The following is a 21,474-nucleotide window of genomic DNA, read 5'->3' as shown; positions in this document are numbered from 1 at the left end:
GGGGCTCCCGGCCCGCTGCGGCAGAATGCGACGTATGCGCAGTGACGTGATCACCGTCCAGACCGGGACCCGGCCGGCCGTCCGGGACATCACCGCCGAGGCCCAGAGCTTCGTCTCCGGCGAGGGAGACGGCCTGCTGCACGTCTTCGTGCCGCACGCCACCGCCGGGCTGGCGATCATCGAGACCGGATCGGGCTCCGACGACGACCTGCTCACCGCCCTCGACGCGCTGCTGCCCACCGACAACCGCTGGCGGCACCGGCACGGCTCGCCCGGCCACGGCCGGGACCACGTGCTGCCGGCCTTCGTCCCGCCGTACGCGACGCTGCCGGTTCTCGACGGACGCCTCGCCCTGGGCACCTGGCAGTCCATCTGCCTGGTCGACACCAACGGCGACAATCCCACCCGCCAGGTCCGCTTCTCCTTCCTCCCCGCCTGACCCCGGGCGCCCCGGGCCGCCGTGTGGGGTCGAACCTGATCGTTGAGCTGGGCGGTCGTCGTGGTGCGTACGATGTGGCGGTGGCACCGGAGGTGGTTTCCGCGGCGGGTCGACCGGTGGACCGGGCCGGCCTCGCGGCCGACGTGGTGCGCCGGATGGCACACCTGACCGCCTCGCTGCGACACCGGCAGGGCACCGCGTTCGCCGAGTTGGGGCTCACCCCGGCCACGGCCCGGGCGTTGCACGAGCTGGACCCGGACCGTCCACTGCCCGCCCGGGATCTCGCCGATCGGCTGGGCTGTGACCGGTCCAACGTGACGGCGCTTGTCGACCGGCTGGAGCAGGCCGGCCTGGTCGAGCGTCGTACCGACCCGACCGACCGCCGGCAGAAGACGCTCGTGGTGACCGAGGACGGCCGGGGCGTGCGGGACCGGGTGACCGAGGTGATGTCCGACTCCCGACTCCTGGCCGGGCTGAGTGACCAGGAGCTGTCCACCCTGCGTGACCTGGTGTGGAAGGTGTCCGACGGCGGCTGTCCGGAGCCGTGCGACCCGGCGTGAGTCGACCCGCGCCGGCCGTGTCCCACTGGGCGAGCATGGCCTGCGTCGGTAATGCTGTCGGACGTGACCACCCCGCAAGATCTCGACGACCGGTTCCGGGAGACGCTGGCGGCGCTGCCCGCCGCGCAGCGGAGGCGTGACCCCGCCGACCCGGTCACCGACGACGCCCCGCTGACCGGCGCGCGCCTGCTGGAACTGTTCGACGCGCAGGTGACCAGCCGCCAGCTCGACCTCGCCGGTCGTTGGCTGCGCAGTTTCGGGGAGGGTTTCTACACCATCGGCTCGGCCGGGCACGAGGGCAACGCGGCGGTCGCCGCCGCGCTGCGCCCCACCGACCCGGCGTTGCTGCACTACCGCTCCGGGGCGTTCTACTGCGTGCGGGCGGCCCAGGTCGCCGACGCCACGACGCCGACCGACACCGCCGACGCCGAACGGGCCGCCGACCGGGAGGCTGCCGCCGACCCGGAGCCGGCCGCGGAGCCCGAGCCGGCCGGGTCCGAGCGGCCCACCGGCGGGTTCGCGGCGTACGCCGAGGCGGCCCGGGACGTGCTGCGCGGAATGGTCGCCTCCAGCGAGGAGCCGATCGCCGGTGGCCGGCACAAGGTGTTCGGCCGCGCCGACCTGGCGATCGTGCCGACCACCTCCACCATCGCCTCGCACCTGCCCCGCGCGGTAGGGATGGGGCTGGCCGTGGAGCGGCTGCGCCGGCTGGACACCGTCGGGCGGCGTGCCGGGGCCGGGGTACGGGTCGGCAGCGGGGCCGGCGCGGCGCACGCCCCCTGGCCGCCGGACGCCATCGTGGTCTGCTCGTTCGGCGACGCGTCGGTCAACCACGCCAGCGCCACCGCCGCCTTCAACACCGCCGGCTGGTACGACCACGCCGGGCTGCGCATCCCGGTGCTCTTCGTCTGCGAGGACAACGGACTGGGCATCAGCGTCCGCTCGCCGGAGGGCTGGGTGGAGGCGACGCTGCGCGCCAAGCCGGGCATCCACTACTTCAGCGCCGACGGCGCCGACCCGGTACGGGCGTACGAGGTGGCGCAGGAGGCCGCGGCCTGGGTACGCCGGCACCGGCGGCCGGCCGTACTGCACCTGCGCACGGTCCGGCTGATGGGCCACGCCGGGGCGGACGCGGAGTCGGCGTACCGCAGCCCGGCCGAGCTGGCCGAGGACCTTCAGCGGGATCCGGTGGCCGCCACCTCCCGGCTGCTCGTCGACGCCGGTGTGGCGACCGCCGACGAACTGCTGGCCCGGTACGACGAGACCGGCTGGCAGGTCCGCCGGCTGGCCGAGGAGGTGCTGGGCGAGCCGAAGCTGGCCTCCGCCGCCGACGTGGTGTCGGCGCTGGCGCCCCGCCGCCCGGTGCGGGTGGCGCGGGCGGTGGCCGACGCGGCGGCACGGGCCAGCGGGCCGGGCTCGGCGGCGCGGGAGGAGGCGTTCGGGGGCAAACCGCCGGAGCTGGCCGGCCCGCTCACCCTGGCGCAGAGCATCAACGCGGCGCTCGCCGACGGGCTGCTCGACCATCCCCAGATGGCCGTCTTCGGCGAGGACGTGGCCGCCAAGGGTGGCGTGTACGGGGTGACGAAGGGGCTGCGTGACCGCTTCGGGGCGGCCCGGGTCTTCGACACGCTGCTCGACGAGACGTCGGTGCTCGGGTTGGGCCTCGGCGCGGGGCTGGCCGGGATGCTGCCGGTGCCGGAGATCCAGTACCTGGCGTACCTGCACAACGCTGAGGACCAACTGCGCGGCGAGGCGGCCACCATGCAGTTCTTCTCGCAGGGGGCGTTCCGAAACCCGATGGTGGTGCGGGTGGCGGGGCTGGCGTACCAGGAGGGGTTCGGCGGGCACTTCCACAACGACAACTCGGTGGCCGTACTCCGGGATGTGCCGGGTCTGGTGATCGCGGTGCCGGCGCGGCCGGACGACGCCGCGCCCATGCTGCGGACCTGCCTGGCGAGCGCGGCGGTGGACGGCAGCGTCTGCGTGTTCCTGGAGCCCATCGCGCTCTACCACACCCGCGACCTGTACGCCGAGGGTGACGGGGAGTGGCTGGCCGGCTATCCGGAGCCCGGCTCGTGGGTGGCCGGGCACGTGCCGGTCGGCCGGGCCCGGGTCTACCGGGTCGGCTCGGCCGACGACCTGACCATCATCACCTTCGGTAACGGGGTACGGATGTCACTGCGGGCCGCCGCCGTCCTCGCCGAGGAGGGAGTGGGCACCCGCGTGGTGGATCTGCGCTGGCTGGCGCCCCTGCCGGTGGCCGACATCATCCGGGAGTCCTCGGCGACCGGCCGGGTGCTGGTGGTGGACGAGACACGCCGCTCCGGCGGGGTCGGCGAGGGGGTGATCGCCGCGCTGGTCGACGCCGGATACGTGGGTGCCGCGCGGCGAGTAGCCGGAGTTGACTCTTTTGTACCATTGGGTCCGGCAGCCCGTCATGTTCTGGTCTCCCCGGAAGCCATTACCGACGGTGCCCGTACGCTGCTGGCACGGTAAATTCCGTTCCACCCGGTGCGCCACTTGCGCGCAGAGGCACAACTGTGTGGACTTTGCCTGACGGCGTCGGTCCGACGCCGCGAGCAGGGACGAAATGAGGAGGCACGCGACAGTGAGCGCGACCGCTGGTCAGGCCGCCGACGGGGTACGCAGCCTGGCGGACCGGTTCGGCATCGAACCGGGGATGGTCGTCATGGAGATGGGGTACGACGACGACGTCGACCAGGATCTCCGCGACGCCCTGACCGACCGCTGTGGAGATCTGGTCGACGAGGACACCGACGAGGTGGTCGACGCGGTGCTGGTGTGGTACCGCGACGGCGACGGTGACCTCTTCGAGCTGCTCGTCGACGCCCTCGGCCCGCTGGCCGACAACGGGGTCGTGTGGCTGCTCACCCCGAAGGCGGGGCGCGAGGGGCACGTTGAGCCGAGTGAGGTCGCGGAGTCCGCGCCCACCGCCGGCCTCCAGCAGACCTCGACCGTCAACGCCGGCCGGGACTGGAGCGGCGCCCGCCTGGTGCTGCGCCGTGGGGCCAAGGCCAAGAAGTAGCCCGTCATCGCTTTCTCGCGCCCGGCGGTCCGCACCGCCGGGTGTGGCAGGCTGGCGTCGTCCCCCGACTCGACCCCGAGGAGTGCAGATGCCGATCGAGGTTGGCGCCGAGGCGCCGGACTTCGTGCTGAAGGACCAGAACAACCAGGAGGTCCGCCTGTCGGACTTCCGGGGCCGGCGCACCGTGCTGCTGGTCTTCTACCCGCTGGCGTTCACCGGCACCTGCCAGGGCGAGCTGGCCGAGGTGCGGGACAACCTCGACGAGTACGTGAACGACGACGTCCAGGTGCTGACGGTCAGCGTCGACTCGGCCTACAGCCACAAGATCTGGGCCGACCGGGAGGGCTACCAGTTCCCGATGCTGGCCGACTTCTGGCCGCACGGCGCCGTCGCCCAGGCGTACGGGGTGTTCAACGAGGTGGCCGGCTTCGCCAACCGGGGCACCTTCGTCATCGACAAGGCCGGCGTGGTCCGCTTCGCCGAGATGAACGGCCCGGGCGAGGCCCGCGACCAGCAGGGCTGGCGCAAGGCCATCGCCGACGCGACCGCCGGATAGGGGTACGCCGTGCGGCCGGGCCGGCGGCGAGCAGGTAGGCTTGCCAGCCACCGGCCCGCCGCACACGGGCGATCCGGGCGCGTAGCTCAGTGGGAGAGCACCCGCCTTACAAGCGGGGGGTCGCAGGTTCGAAACCTGCCGCGCCCACCCATCACCACCGGCGAGAACTGCCCTGAGGCGATCAATTCCGGGGCGGTGGCAGCAGCCCTCCTGCCCGAGCAGGTCTTACTCACGTGCTGCCGGGGTTCTGGCCCCGCCGCCACACCTCGCCCTGCGCGGCATGTCGCTCGGCCGCGTGCCGCTCCTGGGCCGATGTGGCATCGCGCCCCGCAGCCGAGTCCTCGGGCGTCGAAAGCCGCCTCCGATCGCGCCAAGCGACGAAGATGAACGCCGCGATCAGCAACACGACGAGCGCTACGAGAGACACCACCAGACTCGTCATGCCATCGAAGCTACCGGGTACGCGTAGCTCAGTGGGAGAGCACTTGCGCGGCATCCGTGACGGCGATGTCAGGACTGGGTGCGGGTCCACTGCTGGTTGGTGCCAGTTCCGCAGGTGTACTGAGTGATGTCGGTGCCGTCTGCGGTGCCGCTGCTCACCACGTCCAGGCACTTGCCGCTGTGTCGGGCCCGCAGTTGGTAGTAGTTGCCGGTGGCGACCCACTGCCACTGCTGGTTGGTGCCCCCGCCACAGCTGTACTGGATGACGTTGGCGTTGTTGGCGGTGGAGGCGTCGGCGACGTCGAGGCATTTGCCGCTGTTCTGGTTGACGATCCGGAAGTAGCCGCTACCGGCGTCGCGGAACTCCCACTTCTGGTTCGCACCGCCGTTCCAGGACCACTGTTTGACTTCGGCGTTGTCGGTGACGGCCTGGTCCAGCACGTCGACCACCTTGCCGCTGTTGCGGTTGGTGATGCGGTAGTAGAGCGGCGCCTGCCCGGTGACGGTGCCCGCGGCGGTGTCGATGGTGATGGTGGGATACCAGGTCAGGCTCATGGTCGTGGCCGAAGGGAAGGCGATCGGCAACCACACGTACTGGGAGTCGTTGACCGGCCCGCCCCAGGCGCCGGCCCAGCGGTCGCCGAGGTAGAGGTAGCTCGTCGACGACGTGCCCTGGATGGGGAGCACGAAGGCCGACTGGGAGCGGAAAGTGGTCGAGTCCCCGACGTTGGTCATGCCGGTCCACGGGCCGGAAATGCTGGACGCCGTGGCGTACCTGGCCTGGTTCGGGCTCCAACCGGTCAGGCCCGAGGTGAGCAGGAAGTAGGTGCTACCGCGCTTGAACAGAGCCGGTGCCTCACGGTTGCCGTCGTTCCAGAAGTTGCCGACCAGCGTGGCCACGGAGAGATAGTCGGCGGTGAGGCGATAGATGAGCAGGTCGCGGTTCTCGTCGCCGGCGGAGGCCATGTAGGCGGTACCGCCGTCGTTGTAGAGCGTGATGTCTCGCGACATGTTTCCCAGCGGCCGGAAGCTGCCGTGGTACGTGTAGGTGCCGTCCACGGTGGCCGAGGAGGCGACGGCGGCCCTGGCCTCGCCGTAGTCGCTGCCGTTCTCCTTGTGCATCCACATCACGTACCGGTTGGTGCTGGCGTTGTAGATGACCTTCGGCCGCTCGATGTTGGCCGACTGCAGTTCCGCCGCCGACGACTGGGTCAGCACGTTGTTGCGGAACTCCCAGTCGCGCAGGTTGGTGGAGCGGTAGACGGAGACGGCCCGGAACGTGTTGTTGGCGTTGCGGTTCTCACCGAACCAGTAGTAGTAGTCGCCGACCTTGAGTACCCCACCGCCGTGCGCGTGCAGCACGTTGCCGGCGGTGTCGGTGAACTGTGTGCCGTTGGAGATCGTGACCGGCGCGGCCTGGGCCGGGGCGGCGGCCATGGTGGTTACCGCCACGATCGCCGTTCCGACCAGGGTGAGCGCCGCCATCAGGGATACAAGCCGTCTGTTGCGTCTCACTACGTTCGTCCTTCCGTGGGCGGGCGGCGACCCGCCGCCGACTGCGGACGACGGCGCCACCGTCCGAACCAATCCATTCATGAATGTACATCTGTCGTCGTCGACTACCTCATCCGCCGGCTGGTGCCGTTGTGGGAGCCAGTGAGTCCCACCGGGGTCAGGCGCGATCCGCGACCATCACCCGACTGTGGGCGAGTGACGCACGGCGGATCGGCAGGGCGAGTGCCCGCGCCGTGTCGAGCAGGTCGTGGTCGCCGGTGACGGTGAAGCCGTGTCGGGCGAGCAGGGCGGCCATGGCGGCGGGCGTCCAGGTCGAGCGCCACGGCTCGGTAGCCCAGACACTCCGCCGGCCGGTGGACGCCATCAGCAGCCGTGCGACGAGCCGGCCCAGCGTCAGGGATTTCCCGGGGAGCTGGAAGTTGACGATGAGGCGGCTCGTCGGCGCAGAGCACGCGGCGATCGCGGCAACCGTCGTGGACACCTCGGCAGCCGTCAGGTACGGCACGACGCCCTCCCAGATCCACGTCGTCGGCTCGCCGGGGCGATGCCCGGCGGCTGCCAACGCCTCGGCGAGGCGGTCGCGGCCGAAGTCCACCGGCACGAACGTCGGTGAAGTGCCGGGCAGGCCCTCGGCGCGTTCGCGTTTGTCGCGCTGGCTGCTCGGCTGGTCGACCTCGAAGACCGTCTTGTCGGCGAGTTCCGGCATCCGCCAGGCGCGACCGTCCAGCCCTGCCCCCAGGATCACCACCTGCGAGCTGTGGTGGTCACGTACGGCGTCGTCGATCGCCACCGTGCGGGGCACCATCATCTCGGCGCAGGCCCGTACGGTCTCGTAGTCGACCCGTTGCCGCCACGGCTTGGGCGCGGAAGCAGCGCGTACCCAATCGACGGGCTCCCGCTCGTCGGCGCGGAGCAGGCGCATGGCCGTCGGGTCCGCGAAACGGCCGGGAGCGATCAGGCCGTCCGCCGCCGCGCGGCCCTGGCAGACGAGCACCGCCGTACGGCTCGCGGATGGCGTCGTCGGCATAGCTCGCGCTCCTGTCCGTGTCGCGGCATCGGCTCTGGGTGCCGACGCTACCGTCGCACGAAGCCGGTCGGCCCGTTGGTCTCAGTCTCCACGACCGTCACTTGACCGCACCGGATAGCCTTCGCGGCTATGGGCGCGATCAAACCGTGGCACCTCGCGGTCCTCAGCATCTGTTGTCTGCTGCCGACGGTGGTGGCGATCGCCGGTGGAGTTTGGGCCGTACGCCGCAACCGCACCCGGCACTGAGTCGAGGCGACACGCATGACCAACGCGGACGAGCACGGTCACCCCGAACCGCCCGTCGCGGGCGACGAGACCGCCACACTGCTGGGCTCCCTGGACCGCCAGCGCGCCACCCTGGCCTGGAAGACCGGTGGTCTCGACGCGGCTGGCCTGCGGGCGACGCTCGGCCCGTCGTCGATCACCCTGGGTGGGCTGCTCAAGCACCTGGCGCTGGTCGAGGACCTCTACTTCTCGCTCAAGCTGGCCGGACGTTCACCCGGGCCACCGTGGGACACCGTCGACTGGGACGCCAACCCCGGCTGGGAGTGGCGCTCGGCCGCCGAGGACACCCCCGAGCAGCTCTACACGCTGTGGCGGGAGGCCGTGGCGCGCTCCCGGGCCACGGTCACCGAGTTGCTGGCCGACGGCGGCCCGGAACAGCTCGCCCGGGGCGAGTGGCCCGACGGTCGGGTGCCGAGCCTGCGCCGGGTCCTGGTCGACCTCATCGAGGAGTACGCGCGGCACGTCGGGCACGCCGACCTGATCCGGGAGTCGGTGGACGGGCTCACCGGCGAGGACCCGCCCCGCTGAGCTTCCGGCTCAGGTGCGATCGGCCACCATCACCCGGCTGTGGGCCAGTGACGTGGCATGGCGGATCGGCACGGCAAGGGTCCGCGCCGTGTCGAGCAGGGCGTGGTCGCCGGTGACGGTGAAGCCGTGGTGGGCGAGCAGGGCGGCCATGGCGGCGGGCGTCCAGGTCGAGCGCCACGGCTCGTTCGCCCAGACACTTCGCCGGCCGGTCGACGCCATCAGCAGCCGCGCGACGAACCGGCCCAGCGTCACGGACGTGCCGGGCAGTTGGAAGTTGACGATGAGGCGGCTGGTCGGCGCCGAGCACCCGGCGAGCGCGGCGACCGTCGCGGACACCTCCGCCGTGCTCAGGTAGGGCACGACGCCCTCCCAGATCCACGTCGTCGGCTCGCTGGAGTGATGCCCGGCCGCTGCCAACGCCTCGGCGAGCCGGCCGCGGCCGAAGTCCACCGCGACGAACGTCGGTGGGGTGCCGGGTAGGCCCGCGGCGCGTTCTCGTTTGTCGCGTTGACTGCTCGGCTGGTCCACCTCGAAGACCGTCTTGTCGGCGAGTTCCGGCATCCGCCAGGCGCGCCCGTCCAGCCCCGCCCCCAAGATCACCACCTGCGGGTTCAGGCGAGCCCGTACGGCATCGTCGATCGCGACCGTACGGGGCACAATCATCTCGGCGTTGGCCCGCACCGTCTCGTAGTCGACCCGCTGCCGCCACGGTCGGGGAACGGCAGCGTCGCGTACCCACCGCACCGCCTCCCCTTCGTCGGCGCGGAGCAGGCGCATGGCCGTCGGATCCGCGAACCGGCCGGCAGCGATCAGCCCGTCCGCCGCCGCGCGGCCCTGGCAGACCAGCACGGCCGTACGGCTCGCGGGCGGGGTCTTCGGCACCGGCTTAGCTCCTGTCGCCGTTCCGGCATCGGCTCTGCAGTCGACGGTAGCTGGTGGAGGTGAGCTGACACGTGCCGGCAAGGCTCCTCCGCCGTGGTCCGGGCTCAGCTCAGGGCTGCGCGGAGCCGTTCCCGCTCGTCCGCGGTGCCGATCGCCGGTCGGTGTTCGGGGTGCTCGACATAGTGGCGGATTGTGTGCGCGAGGAAGGTCGGGTCGACGTGCAGGCGCGCGATCGGCAGCGGATATCCGACGGGCGCTCTGCCGCCCGGCGTCGCCGGAAGCCGCATCAGGGAGAGATTGGCGGCACCCCGGGCTGGAGGCTTCGGTCCGCCCGCGAGCAGGCGGTCCCAGGGGAGGAAAGTGCGCCGGATGATGCCCCGCACGGTGATGCCGTCGCGGTCCAGCGCCAGCAATGGCCGGTTCATCAGCAGGATGGCCGCTACGCCTCCCATGACAAGGACCGGGACACCGATGCTCAGAGCCACGGTGCCCGGATCGTCGGCGAGCCGCAGGCGGTCCTCACCCGGAACACGTTCGGTCTGCACGAAGCCGCCGGCCAGCCAACCGAGGACGATCGACCACGGGCCGATCCAGCGCGGACTGGCCGGTGCGACGAGACAGCGCCCACCGACGTCCACCTCCCAGGTAGCTGGTCGCTGCCGGATCGCCCTGGTGAACAGGGCATAAGCGGCCCACGGCACCAGGAAACAGGCTGCCTGAGCGGCCACCCAGAGCAGGAAGGCGACGCCGCTTGGGTGGATCCGCCAGGTCACCGGCTTGAACCACAGTTCGGCGCAGACGCGTAGGGCTAACGCGACCACGGCGATGGGCCAGATCAGCAGGCGAGCCGCACGAAGAGGCATGACGGCACCGTAGACGGCCCGGGCAACCACTGGGGCGCTCGGTGCTGGGCAGCAGCTCAGACAGACCGCGAGCGGTCCATGGCGTCACCGCATCGCCGAACCGCCCCCGATCACGGCCTCCCGCAGCACGTGCAGTGCATCCTCGAACTCGGCGGTGGCGGACTCGCGCGGGTATCGGCGGTGCAGCTCGGCGTTCCGATCAGTCGGGGGCATTGGCCGGAGGAGAAGTAACGATGGGCGACGACCACGCGGCGGGTCGGGACCGTCATGATGTGCGCGTGCAGGACACCGTCGCCGTCGCGCTGATCACCTCACTGTCCACGTTGGCCGCCGCGGCCCTGACCGGGCTGGTCGGCGCGTTCAGCACCCGTCGGCAACTCGCCCACCAGCTCACCGTCGCCCGGCAGGAGAGCGCCGACCGGTGGGCGACCCGGCGTGACGAGCTGCGGCGCGACGCGTACGTCGGGTTCCTCAGCGCCTGCGACGCGGCGTACCGGCGGCTGGACCGCCGGTGGGTCGAGCCGGGCGTGGACACGGCCACGCCCGGCTACGACGAGACGTACGCGGCGATGCGCGCCGTGGACGAGGCGTACAACCTGGTGTTGTTGGAAGGCCCGGCGGACGTCGCGGCGGCGGGCCGGTCGGTGCTGGCCAGCCTCACGACGGAGTACGCCGAGCAGCGCCGCCTCGCCGACGAGCCGGGCGACGCGGCAGTGCCGCTTCGCGACCGGCACCGGGAGCGCTGGCTCGCGGCCATCGAGGTACGGACCAACCGGCGCGTCGCGTTCGTCGACGTCGTGCGTTCCGTATTGGGCCGGGAGGAGTGACGCAGCTGGGTGGGGTATCTCAGCTGGTGAAACCCCCGTCGACGTTGACCACCGCCCCGGTCACGTAGCCCGCCTCGGGGCTGGCCAGGTGCGCGACGGTCGCCGCGATGTCGGCGGGGCGAGCGTAGCGGCCGACGGCGGTGAATCCGGCGATGGTCGCCGCGTTCGGCCCGTCCGCCGGGTTGGCGTCGGTGTCCGTGGGCCCCGGGTTGACCAGGTTGACGGTGATGCCCCGGGGGCCCAGCTCGCGGGCCAGACCCCGGGTCAGCCCGACCAGAGCGGTCTTGCTCATCGAGTAGAGAGCCAACCCGGGGAAGACCGCCCGTTCCCCGACGTTGCTACCGATGCTGATGATCCGTCCACCGTCGCCCAGGTGCCGCAGCGCCGCCCGCACGGCGAGGTACGGCGCCCGCACGTTCACGGCGATCGTCTGCTCCAGCTCGGCTGTGCCGAGATCCTCCATGGCACCGACCAGGAACACCGCCGCGTTGTTGACCAGGATGTCCAGCCGACCCAGCTCGGCGGCTGTCCGGTCGACGGCGTCCCGGACGGCCGTCGGGTCGACGCTGTCGGCCTGGATCATCAGGGCCCGCCGGCCCAGCGCCTCGATCTGCTTCACCACTGTCGCCGCCTGCTCGGCGTCCTGCCGGTAGGTCAGCGCCACGTCGGCCCCATTCTGTGCGAGGCGCAGTGCGATACCGGCCCCAATGCCGCGGGAACCCCCGGTCACCAGGGCGGCCTTGCCACCAAGTGTCGTCGTCGTCATGCGAACGATCATGTCGACGGCTCGTCTTCGAGTCTGGCGGCCATCGGACCACTCGTTCCCTGCGCCGGGTCCGTTTCCCGCCGCCGGCCAGGGACGCCCTATCCTCGTGACGGAGCGTACGGGGGGAGCATGATCGTGGAGCTGGCAGACGTCGACGCGGTGCTGTTCGACATGGATGGCACCCTGGTCGACTCCGACGCCGCCGTCGAGCGGGCGTGGGAGCGCTGGGCGTCCGAGTACGCCGTCGAGCCGGCGGCGGCACTCGCGATCGCGCACGGCAGACCCGCCGATCAGACGATCCGCCGGCTCCTTCCCTCGCTCGATGACGCGGCGGTCGCCGTGGCGGCGGCACGGCAGTTGGCGTTGCAGTACGACGACCTGTCCGACGTGACCGCCACCCCGGGCGCCCTCGAGCTGCTGTCGACGTTGGCCCGGTTGGGGTTGCCCTGGGCGGTGGTGACCAGCGCCGACGTCCGGCTGGCCGAGGCCCGGCTCGGTGCCGCCGGCATCACCGCGCCCGTGCTGGTCACCGTCGAGGACGTGCGCGCGGGCAAGCCGGCCCCGGAGGGCTACCTGCGGGCCGCCGCGCTGCTCGACGTGCCACCGGCGCGCTGCCTGGTCGTCGAGGACGCCGAGGTCGGGTTGCAGGCCGGGCGCGCGGCCGGCGCGATGACCGCTGCGCTCAAGGGACTCGACGGCGACCTGCGGTTGGTCGGCCTGACGCAGCTGGCGTACAGGTTCACCTCGGCGCCCACGGCACGCTGACCGGCAGGGTCGCGCATCCGCCGTGACGCTCGGCCAGACCCGGCAGCGCAACAGCGCCAACGGGCCGCATCAGGCGAGCCGCTCGGCCAGCCAGGGGAGCAGGGCGTCGGCCTGCGCCTGCTGGAACGCCCGTACGGTGGGGATGCCGGGCGGCGGCGGACGGCGGGCGCTGTCGGCGAAGAAGCCGGCCAGTCCGGCGTACACCCCGGTGAGCGCGGCCGGGTCGACACCGGCGGTGAGCGGCAGCCGGCGCAGCATCGCCTCGGTGTCGTGCCCGCCGTAGAGCCGGACGTTCACCAGCAGCAAGGCGGTGTCCAGCCAGGCCGGCCCCCGGCAGGCCCACGGCCAGTCGACGACTGTCACCGTGCCGGCCGCGTCGAGCAGCAGGTTGTCGGCCCGCACGTCCAGGTGGCAGAGCGTGTCCCCGCTCAACGCGGCGACGCCCTCGTCGGCGGCGTGCCGCAGGTGGTCCAGGTGGGCGCGAACCCACGGATCGAGTCGTGGCGGCGGGTCGGCGGCGATCCGGTGCCAGCCGGCGAAGTCCCCGGCCAGCAGCTCGGCGGCGGCCGACACGTGCGCGACGGGGTTCGGGGTGAGCGCGCCGGCCATCGCCTCCAGGGCGCTGAGCACGCGGGTCAGCTCGTCCGCCCGCCACGGGGTTGTCGGGTGTCGTCCGTCCACGTCGGAGAAGACCAGTGCCACCCACTCGTCGTCGTCGTGGCAGCCCAGCAGGCGGGGTGTCGGCGCTGTCGGCGGTAGCGCGCCGGCGGTGCGGGCCTCGGCGCGGTGCATGACCGGGCTGTCCGGGTTCTGCGCCGGGCTGACCGCCTTCACGAAAGCCCGCCGGCCGGTCGCGGTGCGGACCCGGTCGGCGGTGCCCGGCGAGAAGCCGCCCGACTGGGACACCGCCTCGACCACCCGATCACCGATGATGCCCTCCACCGCGGATCGGACCACCGCCGGCAGATCACCCCAGCCGATCCGCGTCGCTGTCCCCTGCATCCCGCCACGGTGCGCCGGCCCCGCCCCGACGAACAACCCATTTCCCGGGCTCGATGATCATGTGGATGCCGGGCCTCTTTGGGAGATCGGCCCGGGTCGCGGCCCCGTCGCGGGTATCACGGTGGCGGCGTCTGCGTGGTTCTGCTGCACTACGCGCTGGATCAGACATCGAAGGGGAGGCCCCGGTGGAGCTGACATTGACGCCGATGACCGAGCAGGAACTGGCCCGGCTGTGGGAACCGCTGGAGGTGGGATACGCCGAGGACCTGGTCGCGCACCGGGGCATGACGCCGGAGGCGGCCCGGGAGCGGTCGGCGCAGCAGCTGCGGGAAGGGCTGCCGGCGGGCGCGGCCACCGAGGGGGTTCTGCTGCGGGTGGCGCGGGTCGACGACACCGAGGTCGGGTGGATCTGGGTGAGCCTGCCTGGGGCGAGTGACGCGGCCGGCCCGACGCGGGCCTGGATTCAGAACATCGAGGTACATCCGACGCACCGGGGGCGTGGCCACGCGCGGCGGATGATCCAGCTCATCGAGGCCGAACTGGCCGGACTCGGGGTGCCCGAGCTGGGGTTGAACGTCTTCGGGACGAACACCGTGGCGATCGGGCTCTACCGGAGCCTGGGCTTCGAGGTCACCGCGCAGCAGATGGCCAAGCGCATCGATCCGACGGGCTGAGCCGCCCCGGCCCCGGTTCAGGACTGTTCGTCCGACCAGCGGGAAACCGCTGCGGACCGCACCCGGGGAGGAGCGACGGATGACGCATGGCGCCGGACTGACCATCGGTGTGCTCGGCTCGTACGGTGGCCGGAACCTCGGCGATGAGGCGATCCTCACCGGTCTCCTCACCGATCTACGCATGCAGGAACCCAACGCCCGGATCATCGTCTTCTCCCGCAACCCGGAACACACCCGCGCCGCCCACCCGGACGTCGAGGCGGTGCCCTGGGAAGGCGTCAGCCGTACCGACTCGGCGTTGGTGCTGGCCCAACTCGACCTGCTCATCCTCGGTGGCGGCGGGATCCTCTACGACCGGGAGGCCCGCCGCTATCTGCGGGTCGTGCGGGTCGCCCAGGAACGGGGCCTGCCCCTCCTCACGTACGCGGTGGGGGTCGGGCCGCTCAGCGACGCGGTCGACACCGGCATGGTCCGGGAGACGCTCGCCAGCGCGACCCAGGTGACCGTCCGCGACCAGGAGTCCCGGATGGTCCTGGAAGAGGCGGGACTGCTCAACCCGATCACGGTCACCGCCGACCCGGCGTTTTTGTTGCAGCCGGCCGACTTCCCGGTGCACCTGCTCAGCGAGGAGGGGGTGCCGGCCGGTAAGAGGCTGGTCGGGATCAGCGTGCGGGAGCCGGGACGGGCCGCCGAACGCCTCGACGTCGACGGCTACCACCGGCTGCTGGCCCAGATCGGTGACTTCCTGGTGCACCGCATCGACGCGTACGTGCTGTTCGTGCCGATGGAACGCGACGACATCCGGCACTCGCACGGGGTGTTGTCGCACATGGTCGCCGCCGAGCGGGGGCGGATCCTGCACGGCACCTACTCACCGGAGCAGGTGCTCGGGCTGATGCGCCACTTCGACCTGGCCGTCGGCATGCGTCTGCACTTCCTGATCTTCGCGGCGATGGTGGGCACGCCGTTCCTGCCGCTGCCGTACGCCGGCAAGGTCTTCGACCTGGCCCAGCGGCTCGGTGTGCCGGCGCTGCGGGGCGTGGAGCGGGAGGTGGAGGGGCCGCTGCTGGCCGAGGTCGACCGACTCTGGGACGAACGCGAGGAACGCGCCGCGGCCACGGCCCGTCGGGTCGCGGAGGTCTGCGAGCAGGCGCGGGGCACCTCGGAGGTCACCCGTGGCGTGCTGGACAGACTGCGCGCTCAGGCCCTCACCCGAGTCTGACCCGCGTCACACCGCCGGACCGGTCCACCGGTAGCGCCACTCGCGGCCTTCCTCGCGGGCGGACTCCAACTCGTAGATCTGCGCCTCCGCCAGCCCACCGGACCCGATGTGGTGGTGGGTGAGCGGCGGCCGGCCGTTGGTGTCCAGTTCGACGGTCACGGTCTGCCCGTCCGCCGCGCCGCCGACGAGGAGGATCTGCACGGATGAAGCCATGCGCCCATCCTGCCCGTCACGAGGGCGCCTCGCAGCGGGATACGGGGCAGCGCGAGGGGCCCGACGTGGTTACGGTCGGCGGATGACGGAGCAGACCATCGATCCGACGCTCGGCCCGGTGCTCGCCCGCGTCGGCGACGAGCGCGCCGTGCTGGACTCGTTCCTCGACTTCCACCGTGGCGTGGTGCTGCGCAAGCTGCGCGGCCTGTCCGACACCGAGGCGGCCCGCCGGCTGGTGCCCTCCGCGACCACGCTCGCCGGGCTGGTCAAGCACCTGACGCTTGTCGAGCGGAACTGGTTTCCGGTGCTGCTGGCGCCCGAGCCGGGCGACGTCTACCTGAACTCGGAAGAGGACGCGATCGCGAGCTTCACCCTCGATGAGCACGACACGGTCGACGGGCTCGTCGAGGCGTACGAGCGGGCCTGCGCCCGGTCCCGGGCGGTCGCCGCGCGTTTCGACCTCGACCACGTGGTGCCGCACCCGCAGCTCGGTGAGGTGTCGGTGCGCTGGATCCTGGTCCACCTGATCGAGGAGACCGCCCGCCACGCCGGCCACGCCGACATCCTGCGCGAACTGACCGACGGGTCGACCGGCGCGCTCTGAGCCCGGCCGCCCGTCGTCATCCGGCGGGTAACAGGCCCGGCGGATACTCCATGCCGTCGTGGGCGCAGGCCGCCGCGGCGACCCGTGCCGCGTACCGGGCCGCCTCGGTCAGGGGCTCGCCCCGCAGCCGCCCGGCGATCAGCCCGGCCGCGAACGCGTCGCCGGCCCCGTTGCTGTCCACCACCGGCCCCGGCGCGGCGGCGGGCGGCACCGGCACCCGCGTGCCGTCGCCCGGGTACAGCTCGGCGCCGTCCGCGCCCCGGGTCACCACCACGGTCCGGGGCGCCAGCGTGCCGGCGAGCGCCGCGGCCCGCTCGCCCAGCCGCACCCCGCTGACCAGGACCAGGTCGGCGACCTCGGCGAACGGCCGGTGGTAGGGGTTCGTGCCGTCCCAGTCGTGCAGGTCGGTGGAGAGCGACACGCCCGCCGGGAGCGCGGCCCGCACGGCGGGCAGCAACGGCACCACCCAGTCCATGATCGAAAGGTGTACGTGCCGGGCGTCCGCGACCAGCTCGGCCACCTCCGCGGGCGAGAACGGCGGGTCGCCCCGCCACGGGCGCGGGTCGTACAGCGAGGTGCGCCGGCCGCCCGGGTCCACCAGGTTCACCGACCGTCGGGTCCCGCCGCTGTCCTGCGCCAGCACCGCCGGCACCGCGGCCCGGGTCAGCGCCGCCCGGATCAGGTCGCCGGCCGGGTCCGCGCCGAGGGTGTCGACCACCCGTACCCGCAGGCCGAGCGCCCGGCCGGCCAGCGCCACCCCGGCACCGGTGTTGCCGATCCGCAGCTCGATCGGTTCGACGGTGTGCGAGTCGGCGGCCGGCAGCGGCAGCGCGGGCACCCGTACCCGCACATCCACCCCGAGCCCGCCAACAACCAGGAGATCGACCATTGTGCCGACGCTAGCCCAGCCCGGCGTGGACACCCCCACACCCCCGACCTGGAGTCGATCAACCCGTCGGCGGCGTGTGTCGTGCGGTGGGCGCTGACGCTCGTCGCCCCGGGCCGCCTATCCTGGGCGCGGGCGGCGGAGGGGGAGTAGGTGCTGGTCATCCATGGGCTGTGGAAGCCCTGCGACGACTCGACCGCTGGCCTCGCGGTCTGGGCCGAGGACAGCGCCGCGCCGCCGTCTCCGGTCCGCCCCGGCAGGCCGCCCCGGGAGCGCCCGCATCCCTTCGCCGCCGGGCACGCGGACCTGGTCGCGGCCCTCGCCGACGCCGCCGAGCCGGCCCGCCCGGCCACCGCGCTGCTCACCCTGCCCACCCGGGCGGGCGCGCCGACCGACTCACCCGAGCTGATCCGGACCACCGTCGCACCCCCGGCCCGCGGCCAGCTCACCCTCGCCGCGTGGCGGGTGCCCGTCCTGGTGTACGCCCCAGACGACGCCCTCGCACTGCTGCGCGCCCTGGACGACCTCCCGGTGGTGCCCGGGGCGACCCTGCGTCACCTCGCCGAGCTGGCCGACTTCGCCGCCGACCTCGTGGCCCGGGGCCGCGTCCTGCCCGGCGTCAGCACGCCGATCCCCACGGCCGGCTCGGTCGATGCCCCTGTCGGCTCGCCGGATGCCGGCGTGGCGTCGCAGGCCGGGTCGGCCGATGTCGACGTGACCGGGCTGGTGGCAGACCGGGCAGCCCAGGTGGCTGCGCGGGCCGTCTGGCGTCCGCTGCTGACCGGCACCGACGCCGCCTGGGCGCGCTCGCTGGCACTGGCACTGCCGCCCGCAGCCCGCGCCGCCGCCCCCGTCCCGGTCGCCGTCCCCGCTGGGGCTGCCACCGCGCCGCCGGCCGTTGCCGCTACCGCTGCTGCGGTGCCGGCCGCCGAGCTGGTCGCGGACGCGCTCGACGCGCTCACCGACGCCGCCGCCCGAGCGGCCCTCGTGACCACCACGCTGGCCCGAGGAGTACGCCCCGGCGGGCCCGCGCCGGCCTGGTTGGCCGCGCTCGCCGGCCCCCGCCGCGACTTCACCGTCGACCGGGCCGCACTGGACATCCTGCGCGCCGAACTCGACGACTGGCAGCGCGACGCGGCCGGCGGCGCCGTCCGGGCCAGCTTCCGCCTGGTGGAGCCGGCCCCCGACGAGGTCACCGAGCCGATCCTGGCCACCCGCCCGCTGCCGGGCGACGCGCCGCCCGCGTCTGTTCGCACAGGCGGCGGTGAGCTGGCCGAGGGTGGCCCGACAGGCGGCGAGGACTCCCCGGCGGCGCGGTGGCGGCTGGAGTTCGGGTTGCAGGCGGCCGATGAGCCGGGGCTGCACATCGACGCCGGGGAGGTCTGGCGGACGCACCCGCTCGACGGTCTCGCCGACCGTACGGCCAGCCCGCAGGAGACCCTGCTCGCGGAGCTGGGCCGGGCCAGCCGGCTCTGGCCCGACCTGGACGCCGCGCTGCGCACCGCCGCACCCGAGGCGATGGAGTTGGACGTCGAGGGCGCCCACCGGTTCCTCAGCGAGGGCGCCCCGGTGCTGCACGCCGCCGGCTTCGGGGTGCTGCTGCCCTCCTGGTGGCGGCGTCCGTCGGCGCGGCTCGGCGCTCGGCTGCGCGCCCGCAGCCGGACCGCGCCCGGCACGGTGGCCAGCACCGAGGCCGGCGTCGGGTTGGACGCGCTCGTCGACTACCGCTGGGAGGTCGCGCTCGGCGACCAGCCGCTGTCCGCCGACGAGCTGGCGGCGCTGGCCGAGCTGAAGACCCCGCTGGTACGGCTGCGCGGCCGATGGGTGGAGCTGGACCCGGGTCGGCTCGCGGCCGGTCTGCGTCTGCTGCGCTCGGCCGGCGAGCTGACCGTCGCCGACCTGTTGCGCCTCGGGCTCGCCGACGGCGACGACACCGAGGCGCTGCCGGTGCTGGAGGTGACCGCCGACGGGGCGCTGGGCGACCTGCTCGCCGGCGCGGTCGAGCGCCGGCTCACCCCGCTCGACCCGCCGCCGGGTTTCCAGGGGACGCTGCGGCCGTACCAGCGGCGGGGACTGGCCTGGCTGGCGTTCCTGCGGTCACTCGGCCTGGGCGGGGTGCTCGCCGACGACATGGGGCTGGGCAAGACCGTGCAGTTGCTGGCGCTGCTCGCCGGGGACCCGCCGGAGGCCGGACCGACCCTGCTGGTCTGTCCGATGTCGCTGGTCGGCAACTGGCAGCGGGAGGCGGCCCGGTTCACGCCGACGCTGCGGGTGCACGTACACCATGGGGCGGAGCGGGCGCGGGGGGCGGAGTTCACGGCGGCCGCGCACGGCGCGGACCTGGTCCTCACCACCTACTCGGTGGCCGCGCGCGACGCCGTCGACCTGGCCGGCATCGACTGGCACCGGGTGGTGGTGGACGAGGCGCAGGCGATCAAGAACGCGTCGACCCGGCAGGCCGAGGCGGTCCGCGCGCTGCCGGCCCGGCAGCGGGTGGCGGTGACCGGTACGCCGGTGGAGAACCGGCTCGCCGATCTCTGGTCGATCATGCAGTTCGCCAATCCAGGGCTGCTCGGCCCGGCCGCGACGTTCCGCAAGCGGTTCGCCGAGCCGATCGAGCGCCACGGCGACGTCGAGGCCGCCGAGCGGCTGCGCCGGATCACCGGCCCGTTCGTGCTGCGCCGGCTCAAGACCGACTCGTCGATCATCTCCGACCTGCCGGAGAAGCTGGAGATGGAGGTGCTCTGCAACCTCACGGCCGAGCAGGCCGCCCTGTACCGGGTGGTGGTCGACGACATGCTGGCCCGGATCGAGACCAGCGACGGCATCGAGCGACGCGGGCTGGTGCTGGCCACCATGACCCGGCTCAAGCAGGTCTGCAACCACCCCGCCCAGCTGCTGCGCGACGGCTCGGCGCTGGAGGGCCGCTCCGGAAAGCTGGCCCGGCTGACCGAGATCCTGGAGGAGGTGCTGGCGGCGGGGGAGCGGGCGCTGCTGTTCACCCAGTACGCGGAGTTCGGCGCGATGTTGCGCGGGCACCTGTCGGCGCGCTTCGGCCGCGAGGTGCTGTTCCTGCACGGTGGGCTCGGCAAGGCCGAGCGGGACGCCCTGGTGCAGCGCTTCCAGTCGGCCGACGGCCCGCCGCTGTTCGTCCTGTCCCTCAAGGCCGGTGGCACCGGGCTAACCCTGACCGCCGCCAACCACGTGGTGCACGTGGACCGGTGGTGGAACCCGGCGGTCGAGGACCAGGCCACCGACCGGGCGTTCCGGATCGGGCAGCGCCGGCGGGTGCAGGTCCGCAAGTTCGTCTGCGCCGGCACCGTGGAGGAGAAGGTCGCCGCGATGATCGCCGACAAGCGCGCCCTCGCCGAGCGGGTGGTGGGCACCGGCGAACAGTGGATCACCGAGCTGTCCACGGGTCAGCTGCGGGAGCTGTTCGCCCTGGAGGCCGGGGCGGTGGTGGAGTGATGAGCACGGACCGGTTCGCCGACTACGGCCGTCCCCGGCGGGTCGACGGTGGGCTGCGGGCGCGCAGCGCCCGAGGCGCGATCGGGCGGTCCTGGTGGTCCCGGCGCTTCCTGGAGGTGCTGGAGTCGTTCGCGCTCGGCACCCGGCTGACCCGTGGCCGGTCGTACGCGCGGGCCGGTCAGGTGCTCCGGCTCGACATCGCGCCGGGCCGGGTCACCGCCCAGGTGCAGGGTTCCCGGCCCCGGCCGTACGAGGTCTCCATCGCGCTGGCGACGTTCCCGGCCGCGCTCTGGACCCGGATCGAGGACGAGTTGGCCGGGCAGGCGTTCTTCAGCGCCCGCCTGCTCGCCGGGGACCTGCCCGACGAGCTGGAGGAGCTGTTCGTGGCGGCGGGCGCCCCGCTCTTCCCGGCCGCCGTGGACGAGCTGACCCAACGCTGCAACTGCCCCGACTTCGCGGTGCCGTGCAAGCACCTCGCGGCCACGTTCTATTTGCTCGCCGAGGCGTTCGACGCGGACCCGTTCGAGCTGCTGCACTGGCGTGGCCGCTCGCGCGCGGACCTGCTCGACCGGTTGCGCGCCCGTCGGGCCGAGGCCACCGGCACGGCGGTGTCGCCCGCGCCGGCTGCCGCCCCCGTGTCCACTTCGGACGACAGTTCGTCCGCGGTGGACGCGCTGCCGCCGGTCGGTGCGGCCCGGGCGCTCGCCGGGCTGGCGACCACCCCCCTCGCGGAGGCGGTGGACCGCTTCTGGGCGTCGCCGGTGCCGCTGCCCGACCGGCCACCCCGACTGGCGACCGGGCCGGATCTCCTGCTGCGCCAGCTCGGCCCGCCGGCGCCGGCCATCGGAGGGCCGGGCCTGCTGGAGCGGCTGCGTCGTGCGTACCGGGCGTTCGGCCCGAGGTGA

The 21,474-nt window shown here is 73.1% G+C and carries 23 protein-coding genes and 1 tRNA gene; 14 read left to right on the top strand and 10 right to left on the bottom strand.

What is annotated here, in order from left to right:
- The first annotated feature begins 34 nt into the window (after positions 1 to 34).
- The 6 genes from ABZT87_RS11125 (at position 35) to ABZT87_RS11100 (ending at position 4,748) form a co-directional block, all read left to right on the top strand.
- Positions 35 to 439, top strand: coding sequence for a YjbQ family protein (locus ABZT87_RS11125; protein WP_354859494.1), 405 nt, complete (start codon positions 35 to 37; stop codon positions 437 to 439).
- 155 nt (positions 440 to 594) lie between these two features.
- Positions 595 to 999, top strand: a complete 405-nt coding sequence (locus tag ABZT87_RS11120; protein ID WP_354859502.1) for a MarR family transcriptional regulator — start codon at positions 595 to 597, stop codon at positions 997 to 999.
- Positions 1,000 to 1,050: 51 nt separating this feature from the next.
- Entirely contained in the window at positions 1,051 to 3,495 is a 2,445-nt protein-coding gene (locus tag ABZT87_RS11115) for a thiamine pyrophosphate-dependent enzyme (protein ID WP_355135105.1), read from the top strand.
- A gap of 112 nt (positions 3,496 to 3,607) precedes the next feature.
- Entirely contained in the window at positions 3,608 to 4,045 is a 438-nt protein-coding gene (locus ABZT87_RS11110; RefSeq protein ID WP_030330240.1) for a DUF3052 domain-containing protein, read from the top strand.
- Positions 4,046 to 4,133: 88 nt separating this feature from the next.
- Positions 4,134 to 4,601: a peroxiredoxin gene (locus ABZT87_RS11105; protein WP_354856558.1), complete on the top strand. Its 468-nt coding sequence runs from the start codon at positions 4,134 to 4,136 to the stop codon at positions 4,599 to 4,601.
- Positions 4,602 to 4,676: 75 nt separating this feature from the next.
- Positions 4,677 to 4,748 (top strand) — tRNA-Val (locus ABZT87_RS11100).
- 82 nt (positions 4,749 to 4,830) lie between these two features.
- On the opposite strand, the gene ABZT87_RS11095 is transcribed toward ABZT87_RS11100, so the two are convergent.
- The 3 genes from ABZT87_RS11095 to ABZT87_RS11085 form a co-directional block, all read right to left on the bottom strand.
- Positions 4,831 to 5,043, bottom strand: a complete 213-nt coding sequence (locus ABZT87_RS11095) for a hypothetical protein (RefSeq protein WP_355135103.1) — start codon at positions 5,041 to 5,043, stop codon at positions 4,831 to 4,833.
- A 68-nt stretch (positions 5,044 to 5,111) separates the two neighbouring features.
- The gene (locus ABZT87_RS11090) at positions 5,112 to 6,557 is read right to left on the bottom strand and encodes an RICIN domain-containing protein (protein ID WP_355135101.1); all 1,446 of its coding nucleotides are present in this window, start codon (positions 6,555 to 6,557) and stop codon (positions 5,112 to 5,114) included.
- Positions 6,558 to 6,714: 157 nt separating this feature from the next.
- Positions 6,715 to 7,584, bottom strand: coding sequence for a class I SAM-dependent methyltransferase (locus ABZT87_RS11085; protein WP_355135099.1), 870 nt, complete (start codon positions 7,582 to 7,584; stop codon positions 6,715 to 6,717).
- Between the two features lie 261 nt (positions 7,585 to 7,845).
- Here ABZT87_RS11085 and ABZT87_RS11080 point away from each other — a divergent pair, with 261 nt between their 5' ends.
- Positions 7,846 to 8,397 (top strand): DinB family protein, encoded by a 552-nt coding sequence (locus tag ABZT87_RS11080; protein ID WP_354856567.1) that lies wholly within the window; start codon positions 7,846 to 7,848, stop codon positions 8,395 to 8,397.
- Positions 8,398 to 8,406: 9 nt separating this feature from the next.
- Here the strand turns inward: ABZT87_RS11080 and ABZT87_RS11075 are convergent, their stop codons facing one another.
- The 3 genes from ABZT87_RS11075 to ABZT87_RS11065 all read right to left on the bottom strand — a co-directional run bounded on the left by ABZT87_RS11075 (position 8,407) and on the right by ABZT87_RS11065 (position 10,355).
- Complete coding sequence (locus ABZT87_RS11075; RefSeq protein WP_355135097.1) at positions 8,407 to 9,279, bottom strand: class I SAM-dependent methyltransferase; 873 nt, start codon at positions 9,277 to 9,279, stop codon at positions 8,407 to 8,409.
- Positions 9,280 to 9,383: 104 nt separating this feature from the next.
- Positions 9,384 to 10,142 carry a hypothetical protein gene (locus tag ABZT87_RS11070; RefSeq protein ID WP_355135095.1) on the bottom strand — a complete coding sequence of 253 codons (759 nt, stop codon included), beginning with the start codon at positions 10,140 to 10,142 and terminating at the stop codon, positions 9,384 to 9,386.
- 84 nt (positions 10,143 to 10,226) lie between these two features.
- The gene (locus tag ABZT87_RS11065; protein WP_355135093.1) at positions 10,227 to 10,355 is read right to left on the bottom strand and encodes a hypothetical protein; all 129 of its coding nucleotides are present in this window, start codon (positions 10,353 to 10,355) and stop codon (positions 10,227 to 10,229) included.
- Positions 10,356 to 10,375: 20 nt separating this feature from the next.
- On the opposite strand from ABZT87_RS11065, the gene ABZT87_RS11060 reads away from it, so the two are divergent.
- The gene (locus ABZT87_RS11060; RefSeq protein WP_355135091.1) at positions 10,376 to 10,969 is read left to right on the top strand and encodes a hypothetical protein; all 594 of its coding nucleotides are present in this window, start codon (positions 10,376 to 10,378) and stop codon (positions 10,967 to 10,969) included.
- 19 nt (positions 10,970 to 10,988) lie between these two features.
- On the opposite strand, the gene ABZT87_RS11055 is transcribed toward ABZT87_RS11060, so the two are convergent.
- A complete protein-coding gene (locus ABZT87_RS11055) occupies positions 10,989 to 11,735 on the bottom strand; it encodes an SDR family oxidoreductase (protein ID WP_355135089.1) in 747 nt (248 codons plus the stop codon).
- 129 nt (positions 11,736 to 11,864) lie between these two features.
- Here ABZT87_RS11055 and ABZT87_RS11050 point away from each other — a divergent pair, with 129 nt between their 5' ends.
- Positions 11,865 to 12,500 (top strand): HAD-IA family hydrolase, encoded by a 636-nt coding sequence (locus ABZT87_RS11050; RefSeq protein WP_355135087.1) that lies wholly within the window; start codon positions 11,865 to 11,867, stop codon positions 12,498 to 12,500.
- Positions 12,501 to 12,569: 69 nt separating this feature from the next.
- On the opposite strand, the gene ABZT87_RS11045 is transcribed toward ABZT87_RS11050, so the two are convergent.
- The gene (locus tag ABZT87_RS11045; protein ID WP_355135085.1) at positions 12,570 to 13,502 is read right to left on the bottom strand and encodes a phosphotransferase; all 933 of its coding nucleotides are present in this window, start codon (positions 13,500 to 13,502) and stop codon (positions 12,570 to 12,572) included.
- A gap of 185 nt (positions 13,503 to 13,687) precedes the next feature.
- Between ABZT87_RS11045 and ABZT87_RS11040 the strand changes: the two genes are divergently transcribed.
- Together ABZT87_RS11040 and ABZT87_RS11035 are read left to right on the top strand one after the other, a co-directional pair.
- Positions 13,688 to 14,176, top strand: coding sequence for an N-acetyltransferase (locus tag ABZT87_RS11040; protein WP_355135083.1), 489 nt, complete (start codon positions 13,688 to 13,690; stop codon positions 14,174 to 14,176).
- A gap of 79 nt (positions 14,177 to 14,255) precedes the next feature.
- The gene (locus ABZT87_RS11035; protein WP_355135081.1) at positions 14,256 to 15,398 is read left to right on the top strand and encodes a polysaccharide pyruvyl transferase family protein; all 1,143 of its coding nucleotides are present in this window, start codon (positions 14,256 to 14,258) and stop codon (positions 15,396 to 15,398) included.
- A 6-nt stretch (positions 15,399 to 15,404) separates the two neighbouring features.
- Here ABZT87_RS11035 and ABZT87_RS11030 read toward each other — a convergent pair whose 3' ends face one another.
- Complete coding sequence (locus ABZT87_RS11030; protein WP_354856579.1) at positions 15,405 to 15,611, bottom strand: hypothetical protein; 207 nt, start codon at positions 15,609 to 15,611, stop codon at positions 15,405 to 15,407.
- An 82-nt stretch (positions 15,612 to 15,693) separates the two neighbouring features.
- Between ABZT87_RS11030 and ABZT87_RS11025 the strand changes: the two genes are divergently transcribed.
- Positions 15,694 to 16,215 carry a DinB family protein gene (locus ABZT87_RS11025; RefSeq protein WP_355135079.1) on the top strand — a complete coding sequence of 174 codons (522 nt, stop codon included), beginning with the start codon at positions 15,694 to 15,696 and terminating at the stop codon, positions 16,213 to 16,215.
- A 16-nt stretch (positions 16,216 to 16,231) separates the two neighbouring features.
- Here the strand turns inward: ABZT87_RS11025 and ABZT87_RS11020 are convergent, their stop codons facing one another.
- A complete protein-coding gene (locus ABZT87_RS11020) occupies positions 16,232 to 17,104 on the bottom strand; it encodes a PfkB family carbohydrate kinase (RefSeq protein WP_355135077.1) in 873 nt (290 codons plus the stop codon).
- A 150-nt stretch (positions 17,105 to 17,254) separates the two neighbouring features.
- Here ABZT87_RS11020 and ABZT87_RS11015 point away from each other — a divergent pair, with 150 nt between their 5' ends.
- On the top strand, positions 17,255 to 20,569 hold the full coding sequence (locus tag ABZT87_RS11015; RefSeq protein ID WP_355135075.1) for a DEAD/DEAH box helicase: 3,315 nt from the start codon (positions 17,255 to 17,257) through the stop codon (positions 20,567 to 20,569).
- Positions 20,569 to 21,474, top strand: a complete 906-nt coding sequence (locus tag ABZT87_RS11010) for an SWIM zinc finger family protein (RefSeq protein ID WP_355135073.1) — start codon at positions 20,569 to 20,571, stop codon at positions 21,472 to 21,474. Before ABZT87_RS11015 ends, ABZT87_RS11010 begins: the two co-directional genes overlap by 1 nt.

It is taken from the genome of Micromonospora sp. NPDC005237 (genome assembly GCF_040607775.1).
In the GTDB taxonomy this organism is placed as follows: Bacteria; Actinomycetota; Actinomycetes; order Mycobacteriales; family Micromonosporaceae; genus Micromonospora.
Note: the sequence above shows the minus strand (reverse complement) of the source record. Positions and strands in the feature narration are given on the sequence as shown.